Raw genomic sequence first — 20,130 nt, 5'->3', positions numbered from 1 at the left:
ACGGGCGGCCGGACGGAGCGGAAGGTGATTTGCAGAACTGACCGGCCGGGGTGTTCATGGTGTGCCGGTTGTGCCGTAACGCAGCGGAAGTCGACTGACTTCCGCCCGGTTCGGGTCAGTACAGGCGCCGGGCACCCGCCGAGGGCACGGCCGGGAAGACCCGGGGCGCCATGTGACCGGCCTCCGCGAACGCGGCCTCGACGGCCTTGGTGACGGTGTCGGCCTCGGCCGCCTCGGTGAGCACGATCGCGGAGCCCCCGAAGCCGCCGCCCGTCATCCGGGCGCCCAGCGCCCCGGCGTCGTTCGCGGCACGGACCACCAGGTCCAGCTCGGGGCACGAGACCCGCAGATCGTCCCGGAGCGAGGCGTGGCCCTCGGTGAGGACGGCGCCCACCGCCCGGACGTCTCCGGCGTCCAGCAGGGCTATGGTCCGCTCGACCCGGTGGTTGTCCGTCACCACGTGCCGGACGTACGAGCGAACCGTCTCATCGCTCAGACGGCCGAGTGCCTCGGACAGCTGCGCGTACTCGACCTCGCGCAGCGTGCGCACGCCGAGCGCCCGCGCACCGGCTTCGCACCCGGCGCGCCGCTCGGCGTACGCGCCGTCGCCCAGGGCGTGCTTGACGCGGGTGTCGACGACGAGCAGCCGAAGTCCGCGCGCGGCGAGGTCGAAGGGCACCTGACGCAGCGACAGGTCACGGGTGTCGAGGTACAGGGCGTTGCCGTCGGCGCAGCAGGCCGACGCCATCTGGTCCATCACGCCGCAGGGGACGCCCACGAAGGCGTTCTCGGCGCGCTGGGCGAGGACCGCCAGCTCGCGGCCGCTCAGCCCGAGCGCGTACAGGTCGTTCAGGGCCAGCGCCGTGACCACCTCGAGAGCGGCCGACGAGGAGAGCCCGGCGCCCGTGGGCACCGTCGAGGAGAGATGGATGTCCGCACCGGTGACGGCGTGACCGGCCTCGCGCAGCGCCCACACCACGCCCGCGGGGTAGGCGGCCCAGCCGGTGTCGGACAGCGGGCGCAGCGCGTCGACGTCCAGCTGCACGACCCCCTGGTCCACGTCGGCCGAGTGCACGCGCAGCCGGCCGTCGTCACGCCGGGAGACGGCGGCCACGGCGGTGTGCGGGAGCGCCAGCGGCATCACGAAGCCGTCGTTGAAGTCGGTGTACTCACCGATCAGGTTGACCCGCCCGGGGGCGGCCCAGACACCTTCGGGCGCCGCCCCGTACAGCTCCCGGAACCCGTCCGCGACGCTCACGCGCCCGCCCCCCGCTCGCCGTGGCGCTCCTGCGCGAACTTCCACGCGTCGGCGACGATGCCGGCCAGGTCCGCCCGGGACGGCTGCCAGCCGAGCCGCTCGCGCGCGGTGGCCGCCGAGGCGACCAGCACGGCCGGGTCGCCGGCGCGACGGGCGGCGACGACCTCGGGGACGGGGTGGCCGGTCACCTCGCGGACGGTCTCGACGACCTCGCGGACCGAGAAGCCGTTGCCGTTGCCGAGGTTGCAGATCAGATGCTCGCCCGCGGGGACCGCCCCGGTGGACATCGCGGCCATGGCGAGCAGGTGCGCCTCGGCGAGGTCGGCGACATGGATGTAGTCGCGTACGCAGGTGCCGTCCGGCGTCGGGTAGTCGTCGCCGTACACCGAGATCGACTCCCGCAGGCCGAGCGCGACCTGGAGCACCAGGGGGATGAGGTGCGACTCCGGGTCGTGGCGCTCGCCGCAGTCGCCGTGGGCGCCCGCGACGTTGAAGTACCGCAGGGAGACGGCGGCCAGTCCGTGCGCGGCCGCCTCGCCGGTGATCATGTGGTCGACGGCGAGCTTCGAGGCACCGTAGGGACTGGTGGGGGCGGTGGGGTCGGTCTCGGTGATCGGGGTGGAGACCGGCTCCCCGTACGTCGCCGCGGTGGACGAGAAGACCAGCCTGCGCACGCCCGCGTCCCGCATCGCGGCGAGCAGCGCCATCGTGCCGCCGACGTTGTTCGACCAGTACTTCTCGGGGTCCGTGACGGACTCGCCGACCTGGGAGAACGCGGCGAAGTGCAGCACGCCGTCGTACGAGCCGTCGAGGTGTCGCGCGGCGTCCTGCACCCGGCCCTCGACGAACTCCGCGCCCGCCGGGACGCCGGCGCGGAAACCGGTGGACAGGTCGTCCAGCACGGTCACCGTGTGGCCGGCCGCCAGCAGATGCGCGGCGACCACACCGCCGACGTAACCGGCCCCGCCCGTCACCATGTACTTCGCAGGTCCGGGGGTGGCCCCCCGGACGGATGCAGCCTTCATGCGCTCGCTACCTCTCGCAGTCGCCTGGCCGCGGCCTCCGGCGGTACGTCATTGATGAACACGCTCATGCCGGATTCCGAGCCCGCCAGGAACTTCAGCTTGCCGGAGGTACGGCGGATGGTGAAAAGCTCGAGATGCAACGCGAACTCCTCGCGGCGCGCGTCGCCGAACGGCGCCTGGTGCCAGGCGGCGATGTACGGCGTGGGCGGCTCGCCCTCGCCGAAGATCCGGTCGAACCGCCTCAACAGTTCCAGGTAGACCTGTGGGAACTCTGTGCGCGCCGGGTCCTCCAGCGCCCGCAGGTCGGGCACCCGGCGCGTGGGGTACAGGTGGACCTCGTACGGCCAGTGCGCGGCGTACGGCACGAAGGCCACCCAGTGGTCGGTCTCCAGCACGACCCTGGTGCCCGCCGCGCGCTCCCGCTCCACGAGGTCGTCGAAGAGGTTGCGGCCGGTCTTCTCGTGGTGGTCCGCGGCCGTGCGCTGCATCAGCGCGGTGCGGGGGGTGGTGAAGGGGTAGCCGTAGATCTGCCCGTGCGGATGGCCGAGGGTCACCCCGATCTCCGCGCCCCGGTTCTCGAAACAGAACACCTGCTCCACGCCGGGCAGTTCGGCGAGCTCGGCGGTGCGGTCGGTCCACGCCTCCAGGACGAGGGCGGCCTGCTCCTCGGTGAGATCGGCGAACGAGGCGTCGTGGTCGGAGGTGAAGCAGACGACCTCGCAGCGGCCGGAGTCGCCGGCGAGCGAGGGGAAGCGGTTCTCGAAGACCGCCACGTCGTAGTCGCTGTCCGGGATCTCGCTGTGCCGCCCGTCCCGGGACGGGCACAGCGGGCACTCGTCGGCCGGCGGGTGGTAGGTGCGGGCCTGGCGGTGCGAGGCGATGGCGACGTGGTCGCCGAGCAGCTCGTCGTGGCGGACCTCGGAGGCGGTGGCGACCGGGTCGAGCGGCCGCTGGTCGACGGCGTCGCGCACGGCGTCGTCCCGGGAGTCGTAGTAGACCAGCTCACGCCCGTCGGCGAGCCGGGTCGACGTCTTCTTCACTCCGGGACCCTCCATCGGCATCCACTGCCCCATACACCCAACATAACCTCACACAAGAAATCACAATCCAACAGGAGTCGTCAACGCTCCGCGCGGGTGAACCGGCGCCCCCGGCCCGGTGGCCCCAGGCACGACGAAGCGCCGACGGCCCGTGGGCCGTCGGCGCTTCGTCGATCCGGGCGGGCGTCACACCGGCGGGCGTACACCCGGGCGGGTGCCACACCGGCGGGCGTACACCCGGGCGGGCGTCCCGCCCCTCCCCCGCCCCCTCCGCCCCCGGCGCCGGAAGCGGCGGGGGCCGGAAGCGGCGGGGGTCGGACCCCGGGCCAAGCGGCCGGGGCGGGCCGGGGGATCACCCGGCTTCCTGCCCCTTCGGCGCCCCGACCGCGGCGCGGTCCAGCAGGCCGGTCCGGGCGGCCAGCGCCGCCGCCTCCAGCCGCGACCCGACGCCGAGCTTCATCAGCACCCGCTGCACATGGGTCCGGGCGGTGCTGGGCGCGATGCCCATGCCGGCCGCGATCAGCCGTGTGTCCTCGCCCTCGGCGACCCGGACCAGCACCTCCACCTCGCGCGGCGTGAGGATCCGCAGCAGCCGCTGACCCTCGTCGTCGGGCTGCGCGGCCGGGTTCAGCAGCTCGGCGAAGGCCCCCTGGAGCAGTTGCGGCGCCACCGCCGCCTCGCCCGCCCTGGCCTTGACCATGGCGCGCTCGACGCCTTCGATGCGCTCGTCGTGGCGTACGTAACCGGAGGCTCCGGCCGCGAAGGCCGCGGCGATCCCGCGCGGGCTGGGCACCGGCCCCAGCACCACCACCGCGACCTGGGGGCGGTCCCGCTTGATCCGCACGATCGGCTCGAAGACGCCCGGTTCGGCCGGCGACGCCGTACCCAGAAGACACACCTCGGGCGCTCTGCTCACCACCAGTTCGGCCGAGCCCGCCGTGGGCGCGGCCGCCGCGAGCACCCGGTGCCCGCGCAGCTTCAGAGCCGAGGCGAGCGCCTCGGCGAGCAGTCGGTGATCGTCGACCACCATGAGCCGCACGCCCATCGAGCAACCCCCATCCCCCTGGAGTCGGCCCCCCGCCCCCAGCCAGTGCGCCCAGCCCTATTGCCCCGGCAAGCTACACGCTTGTTCGACGTCGTGCGCCCCTTACTTGTCAGAAGCCCCCCAGAATGTCGAATTCTTCGTCAAACAGGGCTACTTGACGCCTCTCATGCTGACGGCCCGGCACGTCGGACGTCCGACGTGCCGGGCCGCTGAGCGGATTTCCGTGCGATCAGCTGGTGGAGTACGAGAGAGCCAGGTACTCCTTGTCGTCGGAGGAGGCCGACGTGCTGGGCGCGGAGAGCATCGTCTCGGAGATGAACATCCGGCCGGCCGCGTAGTGGATCTCGGCGTACTCCGGGGAGAAGCTCGTCTCCGCGTCACGGACCGCCTCGTCGGCCGGGTTCTCCAGCAGGACCGTCTGCTTGAAGGTGCCGCCGTCGATGCTGACGATCTGGCCGCCCTTGTCGTACGGCGGGACCTTGTAGACGATGATGTTGCCGCCGTCCATGCGCAGCGGGAACATCGAGTACCGGTCGCCGGCGTCGGCCTTGTCGCTGGTGGGCTTGCCGGTGGTGAGGTCGAACGACACGATCTCGTTGGTGTCGCCGTACTCCCCGGTGCCCTCGTGGTCCTCGGTGGGCAGGTAGATCCTGCCGTTGCCGACGGCCACCTTCTGGCAGCTCTCCACCTCGGTGGAGCGGCAGCGGGCGGCGAACCGGTCGGCGTCCGCGGCGATCTTCACCTTGAGCTTGCCGGTCTTCTCGTCGATGGAGAAGAAGTCCGAGATGCCGGAGCCGTCGCCGGCGGTGTCGCCGACGTCGGCGGCGACGACCAGCGGCTTGGTGGAGACGATGCTCGCGTACTCGACACCCGCCGGAAGCTTGAACGACGAGAGCGGCGCCCCGGTGGCCGGGTCGAGGTTCTGGATCGTCACGTACTGGTTGTCGTACGGCCCGCACTTGCGCGCCGCCACGAGGGCCTCGCCGCCGCCGTAGCCCATGTCGTAGCAGGACTCGGCGTTGACCTGGGGCTTCCACAGCTCCTTGCCGGTGGCGAGGTCCCAGGCGGCTCCGCCGTCGGTGCCGCCCGCGGCGACCGTGCCGGCGCCCACCGTGACCTCGGTGAAGCGGGCCTTCTGGTCACCGGAGTTGCCGCCGGTGACGGACTTGCTCCACAGCAGCTTGCCCGTGTTCAGGTCGATGACGCCGACCTCGCTGCAGGGCTGGTAGTTCTTCGGCGGCACCCGCTTGGCGGGCTCGAAGGCGATGGCCGTCCGGTTGTCCTTGGAGACGTGCCGGGACGCCGCGCAGACCTGGCCCGTGAGCGGGATGGTCCAGAGGGTGGATCCCTTGGCGATGTCGTAGCCGACGACCGAGTTGACGCCCGTCTTGACGTACGCCTTGTCGGTGACCCATGAACCGCCCACGTCGGTGGTGTCGGTGACCTTGGGCTGGGGCAGCTGGAAGGCCAGCTTCGCCTGGGTGTTGGCGGGCGCCTTCTCCTTGCCGCCACCACCGAGGCCGCTCGTGCCGCCGGAGTCCTTGCCGCCCTCGGTCGAGCCGGAGGTCCCCTTGGCCTCGTCCGGCTTCCCGTCGCCGCCACTGCTCGTGGCGTACCAGACGCCACCACCGATGATCAGGACCACGGCGACGGCCGCGGCGATGATGATCTGCATCTGGGCGGACAGCTTCCTGCCGCCGCCGCCCGGCTGGGGCGCCATCGGCTGCTGCATGGGAGCGGTCGGGTAGCCGTAGCCGTACCCGGGCTGCTGGCCCGGGGCCTGACCGGGGTACTGCGGCTGGGTCGGGTACTGCCCGGGGGCCTGGTTCGCGTACGGGCCGGGGGCCTGCCCCGGGGCCTGCGGGTAGCCGTAGCCCGGGGGCTGGGCGCCCGGCGGGGGCGTCTGCGGCGGCTGGCCGGGGGCCTGCGGGTAGCCGTAGGCGGGCGGGCGGTCGCCCTGCGGCGGCGGGGTGGGCGCGCCGAAGCCTCCCGGGGGCGGGTCCTGCGGAGCGCCGAAGCCGCCGGGCGGAGGGTCCTGCGGAGCGCCGAAGCCGCCCTGCGGGGGCGGGCCGGGCGGCTGGTTCGGCGGGGGCGGTGGCTGCGTCATGGGGTGCGTACCTCTGAGGAGTCTGAGGAATTGGAGGAGTGCGGTGTCCGAGGAGGAGGCCCGGGCCGGGCGCTCCGGCGGACGCGAAGGTGCGGGCGTCGGTGGCTGTGCCGGGGTCGGGACGCGGTCACTTGCCGAAAACCATCATGGTCTCCCTCTTCCTCTCCTCCTCGTCGTTGGCGGCGAAGACGGTGCTGGTGACCACGGTGTAACGGCCGTCCTGGTACAGGGCGTCGGGGAAGTCCAGATGGCTCTCGACGCCGGCCGCCGCGGTGGGCAGCCGGAGCAGGACCCGAGGCGTGGTCGCGCCGGGCGCGACGACCGCCAGCGACCCCCGGTCGCCGTCGAGCGCCGCGAACACCCGGACCAGCAGGTCGGGCCCTTCCATCCGCATCGGCGTCATGATCCCCTGCGTCGGCGCGGTGATGCGCCGCACCTCCCGGCCGGAGGCGAGGTCGAAGGCGACGATGGTGTTCGTCTTCTTGGGGTCCGATTCCAGCGAGGCGATGTAGAAGGTCGTGGCGTCCGCGACGACCCGGCATGCCTGGAGGTCGTTCGTGGCGGAGACATTGTCGTCGCACGCCCGGTTGAACGGTCCCTTGCCTTCGAGCGCGGACCGCTTGGTGCCGTTGTCGTTGAGGACGATCGTGTCCCGCTGGTCCGTCTTGGGGGCGTGGATCGCCACGATGAGCGGCTGGACCGAGTAGATGAACTCGACCTTGTACCCGCGCGCCAGCTCATGGGTCCAGCGGGCCTTGCCGGTGGCCGGGTCGAGCTCCTGGATCTGCTCGTGCGGCATCTCCACGGTGCTGTCCTCGCAGCTGACCGCGGCGATCAGCTTGACGCCGCCGCCGAAGGAGTACGGATGGCAGGTACCCGGTCCCCGGCCGAACAGCCGCGTGCCGTCGCTCAGCCGGTACCCCGTGGAGTAACTGGTGCGGCCCGCGGTGACCGTGTTGCCGCTGATCACCACGGAGATGTCGGCGAAGACGTCGAACTGCCCCTCCTTGGTGATCTTCTGCTGCCAGCTCTCCTTGCCGTCGGCGAGGTCGATCACCTTGAGCAGCCGGCAGTTGCTGTCCGAGGACGTGGTCTCCCGCACCAGTACGGCGATCTTCCCGTCGGCCGACATCTGGCGCGAGGCCCGGCACAGTTCGGTGCCGAGCGGCACCGTCCACTTCAGCCGGCCGTCCTTGGCGGAGTAGCCGGTGACCGAGCGGTACAAGGCCGTGACGACCGTGTCGCCATGGCTCCAGGGGCCGAACATCTCGCCGCCCCTGCTGGGCATGTCGACGGTGTTCTTGCGCATCCACAGCATCGTGGCGTCGCCGGCCACGCGGCTGCCGTTGACGCGGGCGGTGGTGGCGGGGTCGAGGCCCTCGGTGGCGGTCCCGCCCGACGGGCCGGGCGAGGCGCCCGCCGCGGGCCCGGACGCCGAGGGGCTCTTGGCGCCCGCGGCGGCGGGCGTGTCGTCCTGGCCGTCGCCGGACAGGGCGTACCAGGTACCGCCGCCGACGACGAGCACGGCGGCGAGGACCGCGGCGAGCAGGGCCGTGGTCCTCCGGGACCGCGTACGACCGGCGCCACCGGGCGCGGATACGCCGGGGGCGTCACCGGGGGTGCCGGGAGCGCCGGGAGCGCCGGGAGCGCCGGGAGCGCCGGGGAACGGTTGCTGCCGCTGGTCCGGCGCCTGCCCCTGACCGCCGTACGGGTTGAGTCGCCCGTACGGCCCGTCCTGGGGGTACTGGCCCTGCGGAGGCGGGGCGGGTTGCTGCGGTTGCTGCGAATGAGGCTGTTCGGGTGTGTGGGTCATCGAAGTCGCGTGGCCGTCACTTGCCGAAGGCCATCATGGTCTTCGTCTGCTTCTCCTCGGCGTCGTTACGGGCGCTGACGCGGCCGCTGGCGATGAAGAACCTGCCGCCGGCGTAGGCGTACTGCGCGTCGTAGAAGTCGCTCTCGATCTCCGCCGTCGAAGCCGGGTGCTGGAGCAGCACCTTCGGGGCTCCACCGGTCGGCGCGAGCGTCGCCACGGCGCCGCCGCGGTCCCACGAGCCCTCCATGTACACCAGGACGTCACCGCCCTCCATCCGCAGCGGGAGCATGGTCCGCTCGGCGCCCGCGGGGGCACGCCACTTGGGCTTGCCGGTGTTCAGGTCGAAGGCCACCACGTCGTTGGTGCCGTTGGTGAGCTGCGTGGGCACGGTCGACATGTAGAAGGTGCTCGCGTCGGCGGCGACGCCCACACAGCCCTCCAGGTTCTGGCCGAAGATGACGAAGGTGCCACCGCAGTTGGGCTGGAACTTGTCCTTGCCGCCGTCGAGCGTGGAGCGGAGCTTGCCGGCGTCCGTGAGCGAGAAGACGCTCCACTTCTTCTGCTCGCGCTGGGTCGCCGAGACGACGAGCGGGCTCACCGAGTAGACCTTGTCCACCTCCCAGCCGGTGGCCAGGGCGTAGGACCACTTCGGCTTGCCGGTGACCGGGTCGACCTCGCTGATCTGCTGCTTGGGGTTCTTGTAGTCGCTCGTCGGGCAGCTCGACGCGGCGATGAGCTTGGGCCCGCCCGCGAAGGCGTACGGCTGGCAGCCGCTGGCCGGCTTGGAGAAGAGCTGCTTGCCGTCGGCCAGCGAGTAGCCGTACGAGTTGTTCGTGCCGGCGGCCGTGACGGTGTTGCCGCTGATGGCCAGCGTGATGTCGGAGAGCGAGCTGAAGCCGGTGCCCTTGGGGACCGACACCTTCCAGCCCGCCTTGCCGGTCCTGAGGTCGATCTGCTGGAGCTGGGTGCAGTCGGCCTTCTCGGTGGGGCCGTCCTTGATGCCGATGACGAGCGAGCCGTTGGCCGCCGCCGCCACCGGGGCGGCGCACACCTCGGTGGTGAACGGCAGGTCCCACTTCTTCTTGCCGTCGGCCACCGAGTAGCCCGAGATGCCCTTGTACATGGCCTTGACGATGACGTCGCCGACTATCCACGGGCCGAACACGTCGGAGCCGTTGCGCGGCAGGTCCACGTCGTTCGTCGCGAGCCACTCGACCTTCGCCTCGCCCGGCTTGCGCCCGGCGTTGAGGTCGTCCTGCGCGTCACGGCCGCCACCGGAGCCGTCGCCCTGGTCGACGGAGGGGGAACCGGTCGGCTGCGGTGCGGAGCTGGAGCCCTTTGCTTCCGGCTTGCCCCCGGATTCACTGCCGCTCAGGGCGAACCAGGTACCGCCGCCGACGACCAGCAGCGCGGCGACGGCCGCGCCGATGACGACCGCGGACCTGCCCTTGAAGGGCCCCCGTCCGCCGCCGGGCGGGACGGGCGCGCCGGGGTACTGCGGCTGCCCCGGGTGGGCGCCGTAGGGGCCGGGCTGCTGGCCGTAGGGGCCGGGCTGGCCGGGCGCCTGCGGGTGGCCGTAGCCCGGCTGCTGGCCGTACGGGCCCGGCTGGCCGGGCGCCTGCGGGTAGCCGTAGCCGGGCTGGACGGGCGGGGCCCCCGGGTAGCCGTAGCCGGGCTGGCCCTGCGGCGCGGCGGGGCCGGCGGGCGGGGCCGGCGGCATCTGCGGCGCGGTGGGCGGGACCGGCGGCATCTGCGGCGCGGCCGGCGGCTGCACGGGCGGCTGCGCGGACTGCTGGTGCGGGTCCGGAGACCCGAAGCCTCCCTGCGGCGGCTGCTGGTCGGGTGGCTGAGTCATCAACGCTTCCCCCTTTTTCGCGGGTCCGCTGGCCGACCGGCCTCCCCCGCGATTCCGGCGAGCACGTACCGCCGGAAAGGAGCGAATCGGACATGGATTCCGCAGTGTTACGTGTGTCGAGCGGGGCTTCTTTCTATCACTCGGGCCCTTCGCGAAACGGGCCGGACCGCCCCTGTTCCCAAGGGAGGACCGGCCTGTGACGCCCTCGTTATCCGCTCTCCACGCCTTCTCTACGCGGGATGCGGCCCTATGCGTCCTCGGCGAGTTCCAGCCAGCGCAGCTCCAACTCTTCCCGCTCCACCGCCAGTTCGCGCAGCTGCGCGTCCAGTTTCGCCACCTTTTCGAAGTCTGTAGCGTTTTCGGCGATCTGGGAGTGCAGCGTGCTCTCCTTGCCGGAGAGCTTGTCGAGCTGCCGCTCGATCTTCTGGAGCTCCTTCTTCGCGGCCCGTGCGTCCCCCGCGGACTTCTCCTTGGCGGGCGCGGAGGAGGTCGCGGGGGCGGGCACCGCCGCCTCGATCATCTTCTGCCGTCGCTCCAGGTACTCGTCGATGCCGCGCGGGAGCATCCGCAGGGTGGCGTCGCCGAGGAGGGCGAGCGTGCGGTCGGTCGTGCGCTCGATGAAGAACCGGTCGTGGGAGATGACGACCATCGAGCCGGGCCAGCCGTCGAGCAGGTCCTCCAGCTGGGTCAGCGTCTCGATGTCCAGGTCGTTGGTGGGCTCGTCGAGGAAGAGGACGTTGGGCTCGTCCATCAGCAGCCGCAGCATCTGGAGCCTGCGCCGCTCACCGCCGGACAGGTCGCCCACCGGCGTCCACTGCTTCTCCTTGCCGAAGCCGAACTGCTCGCACAGCTGACCGGCGGTCATCTCCCGGCCCTTGCCGAGGTCCACCCGGTCGCGGATCTGCTGCACGGCCTCCAGGACCCGCAACTGCGCGGGGAGTTCGGTCACGTCCTGCGACAGATAGGCGAGCTTCACGGTCTTGCCGACGGTGATCCGCCCGGCGGGCGGCTGGACCTCGCCCTGCGTACGGGCCGCCTCGGCGAGCGCCCGCAGGAGCGAGGTCTTGCCCGCGCCGTTCACCCCGACCAGGCCGATCCGGTCGCCCGGTCCGAGCTGCCAGGTCAGGTGCTTCAGCAGCAGCTTCGGCCCGGCCGTGATGGTCACGTCCTCCAGGTCGAAGACCGTCTTGCCCAGCCGGGCGTTGGCGAACTTCATCAGCTCGCCGGTGTCGCGCGGCGGCGGCACGTCGGCGATCAGCTCGTTGGCTGCCTCGATGCGGTAGCGCGGCTTGGAGGTACGGGCGGGGGCACCGCGCCGCAGCCAGGCCAGCTCCTTGCGCATCAGGTTCTGCCGCTTGGTCTCCTCGGTGGCCGCGATCCGCTCGCGCTCGGCACGGGCGAAGACGTAGTCGCTGTAGCCGCCCTCGTACTCGTACACCGAGCCGCGCTGGACGTCCCACATCCGGGTGCAGACCTGGTCGAGGAACCAGCGGTCGTGGGTGACGCAGACGAGCGCGGAGCGCCGGGTCTGCAGGTGCTTGGCCAGCCAGGCGATGCCCTCCACGTCGAGGTGGTTGGTGGGCTCGTCGAGCACGATGAGGTCCTGCTCGGCGATGAGCAGCTTGGCCAGCGCGATCCGGCGGCGCTCACCACCGGAGAGCGGGCCGATGACGGTGTCCAGGCCCTTCTCGAAGCCCGGCAGATGCAGGTCGCCGAAGAGTCCGGTCAGCACGTCGCGGATCTTGGCGTTGCCCGCCCACTCGTGGTCGGCGAGGTCGCCGATGACCTCGTGCCGCACGGTGGCCTCGGGGTCGAGCGAGTCGTGCTGGGTGAGCACGCCGAGGTGCAGCCCGCCGCTCTGGGTGACCCGTCCGCTGTCGGGCTCCTCCAGCTTGGCGAGCATGCGGATGAGGGTCGTCTTGCCGTCGCCGTTGCGGCCCACGACACCGATCCGGTCACCCTCGGAGACACCGAGGGAAACGCCGTCGAGCAGGGCACGGGTGCCGTACACCTTGCTGACTGCCTCGACATTGACCAGGTTGACGGCCATTTCACTCCTGTGCAGGGGGCGGGACACCTCTCCCGGGCGACACGGATCGGTCGCGGGCCGGAGGAGGATCGACATCCCAGGGTAGTCGCCGCGGGCGGTGCGTTAACGTGCGGCGATCGAACAGGCTCACGGGTGGGGACTTCATGGCGCGTCATACGGGAACGGTGCTGGTCGCGGCGGTGCTGCTGGCCGGCTGCACATCGGCGGCGGAGGACGGCGGCAGCCGGGCGGCGGGCGGGGCCGCCGGGCGGACGGCGTCGCCGTCCGCGAGCGCGTCGCCGGGACCGGCCGCCGCCGCCCGGGGCGGCTCGGTCGGCGGGGCGGGCAGCCCGTGCGCGCTGCCGGTCTCCTTCGCCACCGCCAAGGACTGGGTCCCGAAGAAGGTGACCCGCCCCGGGGAGCCCGAGCTGGCCGATCTGGTCGAGCAGGGCACGGTGGAGGTGGTCTGCGAGATCGACGCGAAGCCCGCCGGGAACATCGGCTTCCTGCGGGTGTGGACCGGCGCCCGGACCGACTCCGCGTCCCCGCGCGAGGTGCTGGAGGCCTTCCTCGCCGACGAGAAGAAGACGGGCGGCGTCCGCTACCGCGAGACGAAGGCGGGGGCGCTGGCCGCCACCGAGGTGACGTACACCGTGACCAACGAGCTGCTGGACGAGACGAAGGACGAACGCGCCTTCGCCGTCCGTACCGCGCGCGGACCGGTGATCGTCCACCTGGGCGGGCTGGACTCGCAGGAGCACGCGCAGATGCTCCCGGCGTACGAGCTGGCGAAGAGCTCCCTGACCCTCACTCCCTGACGCCGCGGCGCCGGGGAGTGGGGAGGGCCGCGGCCGGCTACCGCCGTGCGCGTCCCGCGCGCTCGACCAGGAGCCAGCCCGCGAGGGCCATGCCCACGGCCGCGGGGGCGGTGACGCGGACGGCGATCAGCATCGCCGAGCGGCCCTCCAGCAGTCCGCCGAAGCCGACCGTCGACAGGCCCAGCACGCCGAACAGGCACAGCGTGATCCCGAGCGCCGCCAGGGGCCCCGAGCCCCGGCCGCCGGACGGCGGCTCGGGGCCACCGTCCGGGGCGGCCGGGCGCGAGGGCCGTTCGAAGGTGCGGAAGGCCGCCACCAGGAGGGCCGTCAGGGCCGTCGCCACCGCGAGCCGCGCGGGCACCTGCGCCCACCACGCCCCGGAGGCCGGCCCGGGCAGCGGCACCCCCAGCGCGAGCATCGCGCCGTACACCCCGAGCATCGCCGTCAGATGCCACAGGAACGCCGTCATGGCGACGCCGTTCGCGGCGACGACCAGCCGCCACACCCGGGCCCTGCGCAGAAGCCGGCCGCCGGGGCCCTTCAGCAGTTCCACCGCGCCGACCAGCCACAGCCCGTGGCACAGCAGGGCCAGGGTCGGCGGCGCCATGTTGGAGACCTTCTCACCGGGCATGCCGACCATGGACAGCGGATACGGCCCGAGGGCCACCAGCGCCGCCGCGCCCGCCAGGCCGCCCGCCGCCAGCGCCGAGGGCATCCGGATGCGCCCGTCGGCGCGCAGGAAGCCGAGCTGGTGCACGGCCAGCCAGACGAAGGCGAAGTTCAGGAACTCCACGAACGGCACCCCGACCGTGAAGCGCAGGACGTCCACGGCGACGGCCCCCGCGGCCAGTGCCGCGAACGCGCCCCAGCCCCAGCGCTCGTGCAGCGCCAGCAGCGGCGGGGTGAACGCCACCATGGCGAGGTAGATGCCGATGAACCACAGCGGCTGGGCGACCAGGCGCAGCGCGGCGCCCGTCAGCCCGCTGCCCGCGCCCATGAGCTGCAGGACGAGCGCCGCCGCGCCCCACACCAGGACGAAGACCATCGTGGGCCGCAGCAGCCGCTGCGACCGGGCCCGCAGGAACGCCGGGTAGACCGGCCCGCCGCCCTGCCGCCGCCGCAGCGAGCGGTAGGACAGGGCGTGCGAGAAGCCGCCGACGAAGAAGAAGACCGGCATGATCTGCAGCACCCAGGTGAGCGGTTGCAGCGCCGGTACGACGGCGAGGAGGTTGCCGACACCGCCGTCGCCGGTGACGGCGGCCATCAGCCAGTGGCCGAGCACCACGGTCCCGAGGGAGGCGACCCGCAGCAGGTCGACGTATCGGTCCCGGGTGCCCGGAGTGTTCTCGGCGAGCTCGCGAACGCTTGGTCCCATGCCGGTACGGTCCCGTGCGGGGCCCCACCGGCGTGAGGGCGTTCGTACTCAGTCGCGAACGTGAGTAGCCCCGGCCGCCGGGGACGTCGCCACGCGGGCGGTACGGCAGGTGCCGGAGGCGATCAGCGCGTCGGCGACCGCGCACGCCGTGTCCGCGTCCTTGGCGAGGAACGCGGTCGTGGGCCCGGAGCCGGAGACCAGGCCCGCCAGGGCACCCGCCGCCGTGCCCGCCGCGAGGGTGTCGGCCAGCTGCGGGCGCAGGGAGAGCGCGGCGGGCTGGAGGTCGTTGGCGAGCGAGCAGGCCAGGGCGCCCGCGTCACCGGTGCGCAGGGCCTCCAGCAGGGCGGGGGAGGCGGTGGGGGCGGGAACGTCGGTGCCGGCCGTCAGCCGGTCGAACTCGCCGTACACCGCGGGCGTCGACAGACCGCCGTCCGCGACCGCGAAGACCCAGTGGAAGGTGCCGCCCACCTCCAGCGGGGTGAGCCGCTCGCCCCGCCCGGTGCCCAGCGCCGCCCCGCCGACCAGCGAGAACGGCACGTCGCTGCCCAGCTCGGCGCAGATGTCGAGGAGTTCCTCGCGGGAGGCGCCCGTCTTCCACAGGGTGTCGCAGGCCAGCAGCGCACCCGCGCCGTCGGCGCTTCCGCCCGCCATGCCGCCCGCGACAGGGATGTCCTTGGCGATGTGGATGTGGACGTCCGGGGAGATGCCGTGCCGGGCGGCGAGCAGCTCGGCCGCCCGCGCCGCCAGGTTGGTGCGGTCCAGCGGGACCTGGGCGGCGTCCGGCCCCGAGCAGGTGACGCGCAGCGCGTCGGACGGGGTGACGGTGATCTCGTCGTGGAGGGAGACGGCGAGGAAGACGTTGGCCAGGTCGTGGAAGCCGTCGGGCCGGGCGGCGCCGACCGCGAGCCGTACGTTGACCTTGGCCGGGACCCGTACGGTGATGCCGGTGCTGCTCACGCCTTGGCCTCCGCGATGCGTGCGAACTCTTCGACGGTGAGGGACTCGCCCCTGGCCTGCGGGGAGATGCCCGCGGTGACCAGCGCCTCCTCGGCGGCGGCGGGGGAGCCCGCCCATCCGGCGAGGGCGGCCCGCAGGGTCTTGCGGCGCTGCGCGAAGGCCGCGTCGACGACCGCGAAGACCTCCTTCTTGGAGGCGGTGGTCTTCAGCGGCTCCGTACGGCGCACCAGCGAGACCAGTCCGGAGTCGACGTTCGGGGCGGGCCAGAAGACGTTGCGGCCGATGGATCCGGCGCGCTTGACCTCGGCGTACCAGTTGGCCTTGACCGACGGCACGCCGTACACCTTGTTGCCCGGCCGGGCGGCGAGCCGGTCGGCGACCTCCGCCTGGACCATGACCAGGGTGCGCTCGATGGTGGGGAACCGGTCGAGCATGTGCAGCAGGACGGGGACGGCGACGTTGTACGGGAGGTTCGCGACGAGCGCGGTCGGCGCGGGCCCCGGCAGCTCCTCGACGTGCATCGCGTCGGAGTGGACGAGCGAGAACCGCCCGGCCCGGGACGGCATGCGGGTCTCGATGGTCGTCGGCAGCGCGCCGGCCAGCACGTCGTCGATCTCGACCGCGGTCACCCGGTCCGCCGCCTCCAGCAGCGCCAGGGTCAGCGACCCGAGGCCGGGCCCGACCTCCACCACCACGTCGTCGGGGCGCACCTCGGCCGTGCGGACGATCCGCCGCACGGTGTTGGCGTCGATGACGAAGTTCTGGCCGCGCTGCTTGGTGGGGCGTACGCCCAGCGCGGCGGCCAGTTCACGGATGTCGGCGGGGCCGAGGAGTGCGTCGGGCTCAGTGGTGCTCACCGATACAGCCTACGGCCGCAGTGCGGCCACGGACTCGACCCCTGCTGCACGTAGAGCTTCTTCGCCCGGTATGTCTGCTCGGAGGCGGGGGCGTCCTGGGCGCCGCCGGTGCCGCCGAGGGCCTGCCAGGTGCCGCGGTCGAACTGGTACAGCCCGCCGTAGGTGCCGGACGGGTCGACGGCGTCCGGCCGGCCGCCTGACTCGCACTGGGCGAGGGCGGCCCAGTTCAGGTGGTCGGCGCCGGCGACGGAGGTGGGCATGGGCATGGTGCCGACCTTGATGATCTCGGTGACCGGCTGCCGTACGACCTCCTCGGCGATCCTGCGGGGCCGTTGCGCCACGCCGTTGACCGTGCGCAGGCCGTAGATGACGCGGCGCGAGCCCTGCCGCCCCTGGCGTTCGACGACCTCGGTGCCCACGAAGAGGGTGGGGTCCGGGGTCCGCCGCACCGCGTACGCGATGGGTTCCTCGCGGACCTCCCTCCCCCCGGTGATCCGCATCACGGTGATGGTCTGGCCGTCGCGCGGGAAGCTGCCGGGCGGTACGGAGGTGGTGTCCTGGCCGCTCAGGGTGATCCCGGCCTGCTCGACGGCCTCGCGGACGGTCGCCGCGTTGGTGCGGACGGTGCGCTCGCGGCCGTCCGCCATGAAGGTCACGGTCCGTTCGGTGCGGACGTCCAGGGTGAGTCCGCCGCGGGAGATGGCGGAGGAGCGCGGGGCGGAGAGATGGGCGCCCTCGGCGCGTACGCCGAGCAGGCGCAGGGCCTCCTCGACGGTGCGGCCGGTGGTCCACACCTGGTGCCGGTGGCCGTCGAGGGTGAGGGCGACGGGTCTGCCGTAGCGGACGGCGATCTCGTCGCCGCTGGCCAGGCGCGCGCCGGGGCCGGGGGCGACGATGTCGTGGGCGCCGACGTCCACGCCCTCGTCGGTGAGGAGTTCGGCGACGTCGTCGGCGAAGGTGTGCAGGGTGCGCGGTACGCCGTCGACGCTGAGCCTGATGGCCTTGTCGTCGGCGATGAAGGCGCTGGTGCCCCCGGCCAGGAACGCGACGACGAGGGCCTGCGGGACGAGCCGCCGCAGCCCTTCGGGGCCACCGCCGGTGGCGCGGCGGCGGCGCGCGCCGCGCCGGGCCCCGGCGCGGCCCCCGCCGGTGCGACCGGGCTCGTGAGCGGCCGCGGGGCCGGCGGGCGCCGCGGGCGCGGGAACCCGGGCCGGGGCGGCCGCCGGGGCCTCGGGGGCCGCCGGAACGGAGGCGTACCCGTACGGAAGCGGCGCCTCGACCGTGCCGGCGGCGCGGTGCCCGCCACGGGCGGGGGCGCGGTGACTGCCCTGCGAGTTGCTCACGAGGCCCGGACCCTAGCGGAGGCTCCGTCACTCTCCAAAGCGGGCCGGTCACGGAGTGTCGCGAGCCCCGCGCTTCACCGCCCCCGGTCGCGGCCCGGGGCCTCGGTCAGTAGCCGAAGGCGCGCGCGGTGTTGTCGGCGATCGCGGCGGCCAGCGTGTCCTCGTCGACGCCCTTCACCTCCGCCATGGCGCGGACCGTGATCGGAATGAGATACGGGGCGTTGGGCCGTCCGCGGTACGGCGCGGGCGTCAGGAACGGCGCGTCGGTCTCGACCAGGATCAGCTCGCGCGGGGCCACGGCGAGCGCGTCGCGCAGCGGCTGGGCGTTCTTGAAGGTCACGTTGCCGGCGAACGACATGAAGTACCCGGCGTCGGCGCAGACCCGGGCCATCTCGGCGTCGCCCGAGTAGCAGTGGAAGACGGTCCGTTCGGGAGCGCCCTCCTCGGCGAGGACGCGCAGCACATCGGCGTGGGCCTCGCGGTCGTGGATGACCAGCGCCTTGCCGTGCCGCTTGGCGATCTCGATGTGGGCACGGAAGGAGCGCTCCTGGGCCGCCCTGCCCTCGGGGCCGGTGCGGAAGTGGTCCAGGCCCGTCTCGCCGACGGCCTTCACGTGGTCGAGGGCCGCCAGAGCGTCGATCTCGGCGAGCGCCTCGTCGAGCGCGGCGTCGCCGCCGGCCTCGCGGCCGCCCTGCCGCGACCACCCGTCGGGGTCGCCCAGGACGATGCGGGGGGCCTCGTTCGGGTGCAGGGCGACCGCGGCGTGCACGTTGGCGAACCGGGCGGCCGTCTCGGCGGCCCAGTGGGAGCCCTTGAGGTCGCAGCCCACCTGGACCACGGTGTCGACGCCGACGGCGGCGGCCTTGGTGAGGGCCTCCTCCACGGTGCCGGACTGCATGTCCAGGTGGGTGTGCGAATCGGCGACCGGAACCCCGAGGGGCTCGGGCAGCGGCGGCGGGGCGTCCTTGGAACTCATGCCCCGATCGTACGAGGGAGGGCCGGAGTCACTTGCGGTGGAAGGGGTGCAGCAGGTCCGAGAGGTGCCAGTGGCGCGCCTCCCGGGCCGCGCCTTCGCCAGAGGTGGAGGTGGAGCCGGAAGGGGAGGTGGAGCCGGGAGAGGAGGTGGAGCCGGCGGGTGCGGCCGGGGAGGCGGCCGCGCTCGGGGAGGCGGTGGGGGCCGGGGAGGCGGTGGGAGCGGGGGAGGCGGTGGGGGCCTCCTTCTGACGGCCGATCGGCCCGGCCGGGGCGCCCGCGCCGGGGGCCTGGCGCTGCCCCTGGGCCCGGGCCATCAGGTCGAGCACCGACGAGACCTGGCCGGAGCGCATGATGCGTACGACATGGGCGCCGCAATTGAGGCAGGTGGGACTGGTGAGCGGTGAAGGAACCCGCTTCCCGTTCGTTGTATAGACGACGAACTCATGGCCGGAGACATCGACGTGGTGCTCTATGTCATAGGACTGTTCCCAGCCGTACCCGCACTTCATGCAGGCGAAGGCGTACGCCTCGTGGGCGACCGAGGTGCTTGTGGTCTCGCTCATGCCAGCTCCTTTCCACCGCACCAGTGGACGCCTCTGACGGCGGGAGTGCATGGGCCCCTGTCGAATAATGGGGTGCTTTTTGGACTTCCCATGCCGAAAGGCGCGGTGCGCGGCCCCGGCTTTGCCTTTCACGATAGTCCTTTACCGTCTCCATGGCCGTTCCGCTCCGCGTTCTTTGCCGCCACCACGGCATCGAACACCTCGCGCTTGGGAAGGCCCGCCTCGGCGGCGACGGCGGCGATCGCCTCCTTGCGCCGCTCCCCCGCCTCCTCGCGCACCCGCACCCTGCGCACCAGCTCCTCGGGGTCCAGGTCTCCGGGCCCGGCCTCGGGCGCGCCCTCGACGACCACGGTGATCTCCCCGCGGACGCCTTCGGCCGCCCACCGCGCCAGCTCGCCGAGGCCGCCGCGCTTCACTTCCTCGTACGTCTTGGTGAGCTCCCGGCAGACCGCGGCGCGCCGCGACACGCCGAACACCTCGGCCATCGCGGAGAGCGTGTCGTCGAGCCGGTGCGGGGCCTCGAAGTAGACGAGCGTGCGCCGCTCGCCGGCCACCTCGCGCAGCCGTCCGAGCCGCTCGCCCGCCTTGCGGGGCAGGAAGCCCTCGAAGCAGAACCGGTCCACGGGCAGCCCGGACAGCGCGAGCGCGGTCAGCACCGCCGAGGGCCCGGGCACCGCCGTGACCTTGATGTCCCGCTCCACCGCGGCGGCGACCAGCCGGTAGCCCGGGTCGGAGACGGACGGCATGCCCGCGTCGGTGACCAGCAGCACCCGGGCGCCGCCGGCCAGCGCCTCGACCAGTTCGGGCGTACGCGCGGACTCGTTGCCCTCGAAGTACGACACGACCCGGCCCCGGGTGTGCACCCCGAGCGCCTGGGTCAGCCGGCGCAGCCGGCGGGTGTCCTCCGCCGCCACGATGTCGGCCGTCTCCAGCTCCGTGGCGAGACGCGGTGGCGCGTCCGCGACGTCGCCGATCGGGGTCCCTGCGAGTACGAGCGTTCCGGTCACCGTTCCAGTCACAGGAGTCATCCTCGCAGCCCGCTGGAGCGACTCGCACAGGCGCGTTCCCTA

General features: G+C 73.0%; 16 protein-coding genes. 1 reads left to right on the top strand and 15 read right to left on the bottom strand.

Features of this window, described 5'->3' with window-relative positions:
* Nucleotides 1-115 precede the first annotated feature (115 nt).
* The 8 genes from galK to PUR26_RS26050 form a co-directional block, all read right to left on the bottom strand.
* A complete protein-coding gene (gene galK / locus PUR26_RS26085; RefSeq protein WP_329875630.1) occupies nt 116-1,258 on the bottom strand; it encodes a galactokinase in 1,143 nt (380 codons plus the stop codon).
* Nucleotides 1,255-2,283, bottom strand: a complete 1,029-nt coding sequence (gene galE / locus PUR26_RS26080; protein ID WP_329875628.1) for a UDP-glucose 4-epimerase GalE — start codon at nt 2,281-2,283, stop codon at nt 1,255-1,257. Before galE ends, galK begins: the two co-directional genes overlap by 4 nt.
* Nucleotides 2,280-3,323: a galactose-1-phosphate uridylyltransferase gene (gene galT, locus PUR26_RS26075; protein ID WP_329875888.1), complete on the bottom strand. Its 1,044-nt coding sequence runs from the start codon at nt 3,321-3,323 to the stop codon at nt 2,280-2,282. The genes galE and galT overlap by 4 nt, the downstream gene beginning before the upstream one ends.
* Before the next feature lie 352 nt (nt 3,324-3,675).
* The gene (locus PUR26_RS26070) at nt 3,676-4,368 is read right to left on the bottom strand and encodes a response regulator transcription factor (RefSeq protein WP_329875626.1); all 693 of its coding nucleotides are present in this window, start codon (nt 4,366-4,368) and stop codon (nt 3,676-3,678) included.
* Between the two features lie 229 nt (nt 4,369-4,597).
* The gene (locus PUR26_RS26065) at nt 4,598-6,475 is read right to left on the bottom strand and encodes an outer membrane protein assembly factor BamB family protein (protein WP_329875624.1); all 1,878 of its coding nucleotides are present in this window, start codon (nt 6,473-6,475) and stop codon (nt 4,598-4,600) included.
* Nucleotides 6,476-6,602: 127 nt separating this feature from the next.
* The gene (locus PUR26_RS26060) at nt 6,603-8,288 is read right to left on the bottom strand and encodes an outer membrane protein assembly factor BamB family protein (RefSeq protein WP_329875622.1); all 1,686 of its coding nucleotides are present in this window, start codon (nt 8,286-8,288) and stop codon (nt 6,603-6,605) included.
* Between the two features lie 16 nt (nt 8,289-8,304).
* Nucleotides 8,305-10,143, bottom strand: coding sequence for an outer membrane protein assembly factor BamB family protein (locus PUR26_RS26055; RefSeq protein WP_329875620.1), 1,839 nt, complete (start codon nt 10,141-10,143; stop codon nt 8,305-8,307).
* A 247-nt stretch (nt 10,144-10,390) separates the two neighbouring features.
* On the bottom strand, nt 10,391-12,193 hold the full coding sequence (locus tag PUR26_RS26050) for an ABC-F family ATP-binding cassette domain-containing protein (protein WP_329875618.1): 1,803 nt from the start codon (nt 12,191-12,193) through the stop codon (nt 10,391-10,393).
* Nucleotides 12,194-12,336: 143 nt separating this feature from the next.
* On the opposite strand from PUR26_RS26050, the gene PUR26_RS26045 reads away from it, so the two are divergent.
* Nucleotides 12,337-12,990 carry a lipoprotein gene (locus PUR26_RS26045; protein ID WP_329875616.1) on the top strand — a complete coding sequence of 218 codons (654 nt, stop codon included), beginning with the start codon at nt 12,337-12,339 and terminating at the stop codon, nt 12,988-12,990.
* Nucleotides 12,991-13,027: 37 nt separating this feature from the next.
* Here the strand turns inward: PUR26_RS26045 and PUR26_RS26040 are convergent, their stop codons facing one another.
* The 7 genes from PUR26_RS26040 to rsmI all read right to left on the bottom strand — a co-directional run bounded on the left by PUR26_RS26040 (nt 13,028) and on the right by rsmI (nt 20,088).
* Nucleotides 13,028-14,365, bottom strand: a complete 1,338-nt coding sequence (locus PUR26_RS26040) for an acyltransferase family protein (RefSeq protein WP_329875614.1) — start codon at nt 14,363-14,365, stop codon at nt 13,028-13,030.
* 48 nt (nt 14,366-14,413) lie between these two features.
* Nucleotides 14,414-15,322 carry a 4-(cytidine 5'-diphospho)-2-C-methyl-D-erythritol kinase gene (locus PUR26_RS26035; protein WP_329875612.1) on the bottom strand — a complete coding sequence of 303 codons (909 nt, stop codon included), beginning with the start codon at nt 15,320-15,322 and terminating at the stop codon, nt 14,414-14,416.
* Complete coding sequence (gene rsmA, locus PUR26_RS26030; protein WP_329875610.1) at nt 15,319-16,179, bottom strand: 16S rRNA (adenine(1518)-N(6)/adenine(1519)-N(6))-dimethyltransferase RsmA; 861 nt, start codon at nt 16,177-16,179, stop codon at nt 15,319-15,321. The genes PUR26_RS26035 and rsmA overlap by 4 nt, the downstream gene beginning before the upstream one ends.
* A complete protein-coding gene (locus PUR26_RS26025) occupies nt 16,176-17,522 on the bottom strand; it encodes a ubiquitin-like domain-containing protein (protein WP_329875608.1) in 1,347 nt (448 codons plus the stop codon). The genes rsmA and PUR26_RS26025 overlap by 4 nt, the downstream gene beginning before the upstream one ends.
* 106 nt (nt 17,523-17,628) lie before the next feature.
* Nucleotides 17,629-18,498 carry a TatD family hydrolase gene (locus tag PUR26_RS26020; RefSeq protein WP_329875606.1) on the bottom strand — a complete coding sequence of 290 codons (870 nt, stop codon included), beginning with the start codon at nt 18,496-18,498 and terminating at the stop codon, nt 17,629-17,631.
* A 28-nt stretch (nt 18,499-18,526) separates the two neighbouring features.
* On the bottom strand, nt 18,527-19,060 hold the full coding sequence (locus tag PUR26_RS26015) for a hypothetical protein (protein ID WP_329875604.1): 534 nt from the start codon (nt 19,058-19,060) through the stop codon (nt 18,527-18,529).
* A 128-nt stretch (nt 19,061-19,188) separates the two neighbouring features.
* Entirely contained in the window at nt 19,189-20,088 is a 900-nt protein-coding gene (gene rsmI, locus PUR26_RS26010; protein ID WP_443077167.1) for a 16S rRNA (cytidine(1402)-2'-O)-methyltransferase, read from the bottom strand.
* Between the last annotated feature and the right edge of the window lie 42 nt (nt 20,089-20,130).

The sequence above is a fragment of the Streptomyces sp. SP18CS02 genome (assembly GCF_036322365.1).
GTDB lineage: Bacteria > Actinomycetota > Actinomycetes > Streptomycetales > Streptomycetaceae > Streptomyces.
Note: the sequence above shows the minus strand (reverse complement) of the source record. Positions and strands in the feature narration are given on the sequence as shown.